This window comes from Nitratireductor alexandrii (genome assembly GCF_004000215.1).
Classification (GTDB): domain Bacteria; phylum Pseudomonadota; class Alphaproteobacteria; order Rhizobiales; family Rhizobiaceae; genus Mangrovimarina; species Mangrovimarina alexandrii.
On sequence record NZ_RBVY01000011.1, the window covers coordinates 117,254 to 125,884 of the forward strand.

An 8,631-nucleotide genomic window follows, 5' to 3' on the forward strand; every position below is an offset into this window, starting at 1 on the left:
AACTCCTGGAATTAAACCGCGATCGCGATGTTTTTGGTCTGCACATAGTTCCACAGGGCCTCGCGGCCCTTTTCCCTGCCGTAGCCGGATTTGCCGTAACCTCCGAACGGCGTCTCGACGCCGCCGGCGAACCATTCGTTGACGAAGACCTGGCCGGCGCGAAGCCGGGCGGCGGTCTTCATCGCACGGCCGACATCGGCCGTGAACACGCCGCCGACCAGGCCGTATTCGGTGGCGTTGGCCAGACGTATCGCCTCGTCGTCGTCGCGGAACCTCAACACCGACAGGACCGGGCCGAACACCTCCTCGCGGGCGATCGTCATCTCCGGCGCGATGCCGTCGAGCACGGTTGGCTCGAGAAAATGGCCGGGCCGGTTGAGCCGCCTGCCGCCAACGACGGCGCGCGCGCCCTGGCGCTCGGCCTCCCGGCACATCGCTTCGGCCCGGTCGCGCTGCGCGGCGGAAATCATCGCGCCCATATTGACGCCGAAATCGGTCCGATCGATGCCGGGACCGGTCGAGATCGAGCGTGCCAGGTCGGCGATCCGATCAACCACTTCGTCGTGGACGTCGTCGTGAACGATCAGCCTGGACATGGCCGAGCAGACCTGGCCGGCATTGAAAAAGATGCCCCAGCGCACCGAGGCGAGCAGCCGGTCGAGATCGGCGTCGGGCCAGGCGATCGCTGCCGACTTGCCGCCGAGCTCGAGCACGCAGGGCACGACATTGCCGGCCGCCGCCGTCGCAATGCTGATGCCGGTCGGAACCGAGCCGGTGAACACGATCTGGTTGACGTCGCGGTGGCCGACCAGGGCCGCGCCGGCCTCGCGGCCGAGCCCGCACAGAATGTTGACGGCGCCGGGCGGTAGGCCGGCATGCTCGGCCGCCAGGGCGATGAAGGCGCTCGACAGCGGATCGAGCTCGGGCGTCTTGAGGACGCAGGCATTGCCGGTGGCCAGCGCCGGGGCCAGCGAACGCGCGGCCATTTCCAGCGGGTAGTTCCAGGGGATCACCTGCGCCGACACGCCGTAGGGTTCATAGGTGGTGAAGTCGTAATAGGCCTCGCCAAGCGGGATCGAGCGGCCCTCGAGCGTTTCGGCCTGGTTGCCGTAATACTCGAAATAACGCGCCGCGCCCTCCACCTCCAGACGCGCCTCCCAAAGCGGCTTGCCGGCTTCGCGGCACAGCACCTCGGCGACGGTGTCGATCTCGGTCAGCAGATAGTCGCCCATGGCGCGGACCATGCGCCCGCGCAGGACCGGGCGCATCGCGGTCAGGACGCCGGAACGGTGGCAGGCCTTGGCGGCCGCGACCGCGCGCTCGACATCGCCGGCGTCGGCGCAGGCCTGCTCGGCGAGCGTGTCGCCCGTCGCCGGGTCGTCGACCGCGATCCTGCCGGCGCCGCCATCGACCCAGTTGCCGGCGATATAGTTTTGCCAGTACGCTCTCATGTCAGCCATCCACCCCTTCGCGTATCCATTGCTGCAGGACGCGCACCGAATGTTCGGAATTGACGCCGCATTTGGGGTCGATGACCAGCGGGCCGGGCTGGTAGCCGCGGCTCTTCAGACCGCGCTGGACGGATTCCACGATGTGGATGTCTTCCTCGACCGTGGTCGCCCGGTCCTGGAGCGCCAATTTGCGGATCACCTCCGAATCGACGCCGTCGATCGTGTACCAGCCGCGCCAGACCACCACTTCCTCGACGCTCTTGACGGTCCAGTGATAGGTGTTGAGCACGTTGCCCGGATAGACCTGGAAGGAGAAGGTGGGCCACAGGAACCAGGACGAATATTCGCCGGCGCGTGGATTGGCGGCCAGGTCGATCGGGTAGCTCATCTGCTCCAGGTTCTGGCACTCGGTGGTGTGCCGCAGACAATGGCCCTGGGGCTGGATGTCGTAGGTGTCCGGCTTGATCACGCCGGTGGCGAAGGTCTTGTGGTTGATCGGGCAGTGATAGCACTCGGAATAGTTCTCGACCGAGACCTTCCAGTTGCAGTTTTCGGGAATCTCGACCCATTCCAGCGGTTTCAGCCGCTCGATGTCGGGCACATAGTCGCGCAATTGCTCGCGCACGCCCGGAAACCACTCATCCATCGGCCTGGCGTCGGGGTCGAGATTGACGAAAATGAAGCCGCAGAAGAGCTCGGTGCGGACCGCGGGCAGGCAGATCGCGCTGCGGTCGAAGCCGGGCACGGCGCGGATGTTGGGGCCGCTGCGCAGCTTCCCGGTCAGTTCATAGGTCCAGGCGTGGTAGGGGCAGACCAGAAGCTTGGTGTTGCCGGTGCCGCGCAGCAATTCATGCGCACGGTGCTGGCACACATTGTAGAAGCTGCGCAGCTCGCCGTCGCGGTCGCGGATGCAAAACAGGTTCTGGCCGGCGATTTCGAAGGTGAAGTAGTCGCCGGGCTTGTCCACGAGCGAGACGTGTCCGGCGAATTGCCATGTCCGCGCCAGCAGTCCCGCCTGTTCCTTGGCGAAAACCTCCGGATCGGTGTAGTAGCGGGCGTCCAGGGATCGCAGGGGCGCGATCGGCGGCACGGCGGGTGCGTTCATCGTGGTTCCTCACTCCAGTAGATGCCAAGCTCATGACGTCGCCGGTGAAATCGCTCGATATTGCTGACGGCCTCGGGGCCGGCCTCGGCGACGACAAAAGCCATGATCGTTTCGAGAAGCGCCGTCAGGGCGACGGTCGAGGTGAAGAATTGCGGGGTGTCCATCGGCACCACGAAGCGATGCCTGGCCTTGGCCAGGATCGGCGAGGCCGGGCTGTCGGAAATGCCGATGACCTTCATGCCGTGCGCCACCGCGACGTCGACGGCCTCCACCACCTCGCGGCGATAGGGCTTGAAGGTCATGGCCATCAGCACGTCGTTTTTGTTGGCCCTGACCAGCCCGTCGACCGGCAGCGAGCCGTCGCGCGGGATGGCCACGACGCTGCCGACGGCCATGCCGGCGAGATAGGCGAAGTTGCCCGCGATCACGTTGGCGATGCCGACGCCGAGCACATAGGTGGTGCGCGCCTTGATGACGGCGTCGGCGGCCGCCTTGACGCTCTTGGCGTCGGTGTCTGAAAACAGGCTTTCGATGTTCTCGATCGAGGCCGCCGCCATGTCGGCGTAAAGGCTGGCCAGCTTGCCGCCCTTGGACAGCGACTGCAGCCATCGGGCGCGGTCGGGAAAGTCCTCGCGGCCGCGAATGACCTGCTCGCGGAACGGTTTGCGGAAATCCTCGTAGCCCTCGAAGCCCAGCGTCCGCGCCATCCTGACAAGCGTGTTGGGTTTGACGTCGGCATCCTGGGCCATTTTCCGGATCGAGCTGACGCTGACCAGGTTGGAGTTTTCCAAAATGTGGGTGGCCGCCTTCTGCAGTTCCGGCGTGAAGGACGACAGCCGGTTGGCGAGCTCGGCAAGGACCTCGGCGGGTGATTTCGGTAATGGTACATTCATTTGTTTCATCGTTGACAACCGTACATTTGTTCGATAGCCATGTCCATAGGCTGTTTTCATCGGAGAGACGATCATGAGTGTAACCCACGCCCGGGTGGTAATCATCGGCGGAGGCGTCATGGGGTGCGGGCTGGCCTATCACCTCGCGCATGAGGGCTGGACCGATATCGTCTTGTTGGAAAAGTCGGAGCTGACATCCGGCTCGACCTGGCACGCGGCCGGCCAGATCACGCATTCCACGTCCAGCTTCTCGCTCGGCAAGTGCGTCGGCTACAATATCGACCTCTACTCCCAGGTGCTGGAAAAGGAGACCGGGCAGTCGGTCACCTGGCACGGCTGCGGCTCGTTCCGGCTCGCCTATACCGAGGACGAGTTCGACTGGCTGCGTCAGACCATGAGCGTCGGCCGGGCGCTCGGTTTCGAAATGGAACTGGTCGGCCCCGAGCGGGTGCGCGAGCTGCATCCATTCTACAATCTCGAGGGCGTGCGCGCGGCGCTCTATACGCCCGACGACGGTCATGTCGATCCCGCCGGCGCCACCTTCGCGCTCGCCAAGGGCGCGCGTCAGCTCGGCGCGACGATCACCCGTCACTGCCGGGTGGTCGACGTGAAGCCCGAGCCCAACGGCGAATGGCGGGTCTATACCGAGCAGGGCGAGATCGTGTGCGAGCACGTCGTCAATGCCGGCGGCACCTATGCGCGCCAGGTCGGCAAATGGGTTGGGCTCGACGTGCCGACCACCTCGATGACCCACCATTACCTGATCACCGACACGGTTCCCGAATTCATGGATCTGGAACGGGAGCTACCGGTGGTGCGCGACGACCGGTTGGTCTCCGGTTATATCCGCATGGAGCAGAAGTCGGGCCTGATCGGCATCTACGAAAAGGCGAATCCGAACACGGTCTGGGTCGACGAATGCCCGTGGGAGGCCGAGCACGAGCTGTTCGAGCCCGACTACGACCGCATCATGCCGTGGCTGGAAAACGCCATGGGGCGGATGCCGGTGCTCGCCGAACTGGGTATCAAACAGGCCATCCACGGTGCCATCTCGCACCCGCCGGACGGCAATCCGCTGATCGGGCCGGCGCCGGGACTGCGCAATTTCTGGCTGAATTGCGGCTGCCAGATCGGCATCGGCTGGGGGCCGGGCCTGACCCGCGAGCTGGCGCGCTGGATGGTGCACGGCGCCGCCGACATCAACATGCGCGACTACGACCCGCGCCGTTACGGCAAGTTCGCCGACCAGGATTATCAGGTCACCAAGGCGAAGGAGGATTATCTGCTTCGCCACGAGATTCCGTTCCCGCATCTCAACCGCACCGCCGGACGCCCGGTCAAGCCGAGCGCGCTCTACGACCGGCTGAAGAACAAGGGCGCCGTGTTCGAGGAAGTCTATGGCTGGGAGCGGCCGCGCTGGTTCGCGCGCGGCGGGCTCGAGCAGCGCGACTATTATTCGTTCCGCCGTCCGGCCTGGCACGATCTGGTCGGCGAGGAGGTCCGCGCCGTGCGCGAGCGCGCCGGTTTGGTCGATATTTCCGCCTTCACCAAGGTCGAGGTGTCGGGACCGGATGCGGCCGGCTTTCTCGACCGGCTGGTGCCGAACCGGCTGCCGTCCAAGCCGGGGCGCATCGCGCTGACGCATCTGCTCAACGACACCGGCCGCGTCGAGCTTGAAACGACGATCGTGCGGTTTGCCGAGGATCGGTTCTATTTCACCTGCGCGGCCTTCTTCGAACAGCGGCTGCTCGACCATCTGGCGTTCAGCCGCCGGCCGGACGAGGCGGTGACGATCACCAATCTTTCCGAAGAGTGGGGCGCGGTGGCGCTGAACGGGCCGCGTGCGCGCGACATTTTGTGTGCCTGCACGGACGCAGCGCTCGACAATGCCGCGTTTGCGTGGCTGACGGCGCAGCCGATCGCGGTGGCGGGGCAAAAAGTGTGGGCGTTCCGCATGTCCTATGCCGGCGAACTCGGCTGGGAGCTGCACGGTCCGCGCGACAGCCTGCCCGTGATCTACGACGCGCTGCACGAGGCCGGCGCCGCGTTCGGCCTGGCCGATTACGGCTCGTTCGCGATGAACGTCATGCGGCTGGAAAAGATGTTCAAGGGCGCCGGCGAACTCACCAACGAGGTGACCCTGCCCGAGGCCGATGTGATGCGCTTCGTGAAGATGGACAAACCCGATTTTCGCGGCAAGCGCGCCACCGAGGCCGCGTTGGCGGAACCGCCGCGATGGCTGTGCGCCTATCTCGAGATCGAGGCCGACGGGATCTGCGACGGCAATGGCGGCGAGGCCGTGGTGCTCGACGGGCGGGTGGTCGGCTCGGTGACGTCGATCGCCTATGGCGGGTCGGTGGGCGCGATCCTCGCCTTCGCCTATATCGCGCCGCAGGCGGCCGTCCCGGGCACCGAGCTCGACGTCATCATCATGGGCGAGGCGCGCAAGGCACGGGTTCGCGACGAACCGGCCTACGACCCGCAAAACCGCCTGCCGCGTACCGACGCGGAGCCCCTTGACCTGAACGGAAAGGCGATCGCCAATGCTTGACAAGACGAGTGGGACGGCGGGCTCGATGCAGGACGCGTGGCTGAACAGGGCGAAGGCGGTGTTGCCGGCCGGCGGCTTCGGGAACTTCGATCCGTCGATCGTCGTCCGCGAGGGGCATGGCGCGCGTGTCTGGGACGAGAACGGCAAGGAATATGTCGACTATCTGATCAGCTCGGGCCCGATGATCCTCGGACATGACCATCCCGAGGTGATCGAGGCGGTCCGCGAACAGCTCGGCAAGGGCATGACGTTCTTCGCCAGCAATGCGCGCGGCATCGAACTGGCCGAAGTGATCTGCCAGGCCGTGCCCTGCGCCGAACAGCTGCGTTACCTGTCGACCGGCGGCGAGGCGGACATGTATGCCCTGCGCCTGGCGCGTGCGCATACCGGGCGCGACAAGATCCTGAAATTCGAGGGCGGTTATCACGGCATGTCGGCCGAGGCGATGATCAGCATCTTTCCCGACCGGCTCGAGAATTTCCCCAACGGCATCGCCGATTCGGCCGGCCTTCCCGCCAGAGTGCGCGAATCCGTGCTCGTCGCGCCGTTCAACGACGAGGCGTTCGTGCGGCAGATTCTGGCCGAGCACGGCGACGAGATCGCCGCCGTCATCGTCGAGCCGCTGCAGCGCCTGGTGCCGCCCGAGCCCGGCTTCCTCGAGGCGCTGCGCGAGGAAACGTCGAAGCGCGGCATCGTGCTGATCTTCGACGAGATCGTGACCGGCTTCCGGCTCGCCTATGGCGGCGCGCAGGAGCGCTACGGCGTCGTTCCCGATCTATGCACGCTCGGCAAGATCGTCGGCGGCGGATTTCCGCTCGCCGTGGTTGCCGGCAAGGCCGAGATCATGGCGCATTTCGACAAGGCGGCGGTCGGGCGCGCGGGCTTCACGCCGCAGATCGGCACGCTAAGCGGCAATCCGGTCGCCGCCGTCGCCGGCCTAAAGACCCTGGAGATCCTGCGTCGCGCGGGCAGCTACGAACAGATTTCCCGGCGCGGCGAGGCCGTGATGGCGATGCTGCGCCGGGCGTTGGATCCGCTCGGCGTCGCCTACCAGATCGTCGGCGACCCGGTGTTGTTCGACGTCGTCTTCAGCGCCCGCCCGGTGCGCGACTATCGTGGCGTGGCCGGGGGCGACCAGGCGTTGAGCGCCCGCTTCAACGCGCTCTTGCGCGAGCGCGGCATCCTCAAGCCGGCCAGCAAGATCTATGCGTCGCTGGCGCTGACGGAGGCGGATATGGCCTGGACCGAGGACGCCATCGCCCACGCGGCGGCCCATCTGCTGGACAGCTGACACCCTGAAACGGCGACCCGACCCGCCAGAGGTGCGAATTGCGCGACGATATTGTCATTGTCGGAGGCGGGCAGGCGGCGCTGTCCTGTGCGGCGCGCCTGCGCGAGGGCGGGCACCAGGGCGCCGTGGTGATGATCGGCGCGGAGCCTTGGCTGCCCTATCAGCGTCCGCCGCTGTCGAAGGCCTATCTGCTCGGCAAGACCGAGGCCGGGCGGCTCGGGCTGCGGGCGCCTGAGTTTTTCGACACGCAGCGTATCGCCGTGCGCACGGGCACCCGGGTTCATCGCATCGACCGCGCCGAGCGCGCCGTTGAACTCGCCGACGGCGAGCGGCTCGAGTATGGCCGGCTGGTTCTGGCCACGGGCTCGCGGGCGCGAACCCTGCCCGAAACCGTTGCCGGCGGGCTGGACGGGGTCTTTACCTTGCGCGGCATTGACGATGCCGAACGCCTGCGCGCGGCGCTCGCCGATGCCGGGCGGGTGCTGGTGGTCGGCGGCGGTTATATCGGCCTGGAAGTGGCGGCGATCGCCGCGCAGACCGGACGTGCGGTCACCGTCGTCGAGCAGACCGACCGGCTTTTGCGGCGTGTCGCCTGCGCGCAGACCGCCGCGGCCGTCGGCGCGCTGCATGGCGCGCACGGCGTCGATGTCAGGACGGGCGCGAGCCTGGCGCGGCTGCTGGGCGACGGGTCGCGCGTGCGCGCGGCCGTGCTCGACGACGGCAGTACGGTTGCGGCCGATCTGGTGCTGGTCGGCATTGGCGGGATCGCCAATGACGATCTGGCGGCCGCGGCGGGGCTTGCGGTCGATGGCGGCATCTTGGTCGACGCGTCCTGCCGGACCAGCGACCCGGCCATCTTCGCGGCGGGCGATTGCGCGGTCTTTCCGTTCGCCGGGCGGCGGGTGCGGCTGGAATCGGTTCAGAACGCGGTCGACCAGGGGATCGCGGTCGCCGACGCCCTGCTCGGCCGCGATGTCGCCTACGCGCCCGTACCCTGGTTCTGGAGCGATCAGTACGACGCCAAGCTGCAGTCGGTCGGCCTGGCGCTGGACTACGACCGGGTGATCCCGGTTGCGGCGGCGCGCGCCGGCGGGTGGGCCTTCTGGTATTTTCGCGCCGGCACGGCGGTCGCCGTCGACACGATCAACGACGCCAGGACCCACATGGCCGCCAGGCGCCTTTTCGCCTCGGGGGCGGCGCTGTCGCCCGACCATCTTCTTTCATCTCAGTTCGATCTGATGCAATACGTGCGCGCGGATGCGCGGGCCGCCTCGTGATCTCGACCCATTTGGAGCAAAACGCATGAAAGTCCTCGTCCCGGTCAAGCGTGTGATCGACGC

Annotated in this window: 6 protein-coding genes; 3 read left to right on the plus strand and 3 right to left on the minus strand. The window is 66.7% G+C overall.

Annotation, left to right across the window (positions count from 1 at the left end; all coding sequences use genetic code 11):
* Positions 1–11: 11 nt before the first annotated feature.
* The 3 genes from EP380_RS21060 to EP380_RS21070 are packed head-to-tail and all read right to left on the minus strand — an operon-like array spanning position 12 to position 3,449.
* Positions 12–1,460, minus strand: a complete 1,449-nt coding sequence (locus tag EP380_RS21060; protein ID WP_127600553.1) for an aldehyde dehydrogenase family protein — start codon at positions 1,458–1,460, stop codon at positions 12–14.
* Positions 1,453–2,556, minus strand: coding sequence for an aromatic ring-hydroxylating oxygenase subunit alpha (locus tag EP380_RS21065; protein WP_106573053.1), 1,104 nt, complete (start codon positions 2,554–2,556; stop codon positions 1,453–1,455). The genes EP380_RS21060 and EP380_RS21065 overlap by 8 nt, the downstream gene beginning before the upstream one ends.
* On the minus strand, positions 2,553–3,449 hold the full coding sequence (locus tag EP380_RS21070; protein WP_238719967.1) for a MurR/RpiR family transcriptional regulator: 897 nt from the start codon (positions 3,447–3,449) through the stop codon (positions 2,553–2,555). Before EP380_RS21070 ends, EP380_RS21065 begins: the two co-directional genes overlap by 4 nt.
* Before the next feature lie 73 nt (positions 3,450–3,522).
* On the opposite strand from EP380_RS21070, the gene EP380_RS21075 reads away from it, so the two are divergent.
* Genes EP380_RS21075 through EP380_RS21085 form a run of 3 tightly spaced genes read left to right on the plus strand, consistent with a single transcriptional unit; the run spans position 3,523 to position 8,568 of the window.
* Complete coding sequence (locus tag EP380_RS21075; protein ID WP_127600557.1) at positions 3,523–6,000, plus strand: FAD-dependent oxidoreductase; 2,478 nt, start codon at positions 3,523–3,525, stop codon at positions 5,998–6,000.
* Positions 5,993–7,291 (plus strand): aspartate aminotransferase family protein, encoded by a 1,299-nt coding sequence (locus tag EP380_RS21080; protein ID WP_238719968.1) that lies wholly within the window; start codon positions 5,993–5,995, stop codon positions 7,289–7,291. Before EP380_RS21075 ends, EP380_RS21080 begins: the two co-directional genes overlap by 8 nt.
* A 38-nt stretch (positions 7,292–7,329) precedes the next feature.
* Positions 7,330–8,568: an NAD(P)/FAD-dependent oxidoreductase gene (locus EP380_RS21085; protein ID WP_127600559.1), complete on the plus strand. Its 1,239-nt coding sequence runs from the start codon at positions 7,330–7,332 to the stop codon at positions 8,566–8,568.
* Positions 8,569–8,631: the final 63 nt, after the last annotated feature.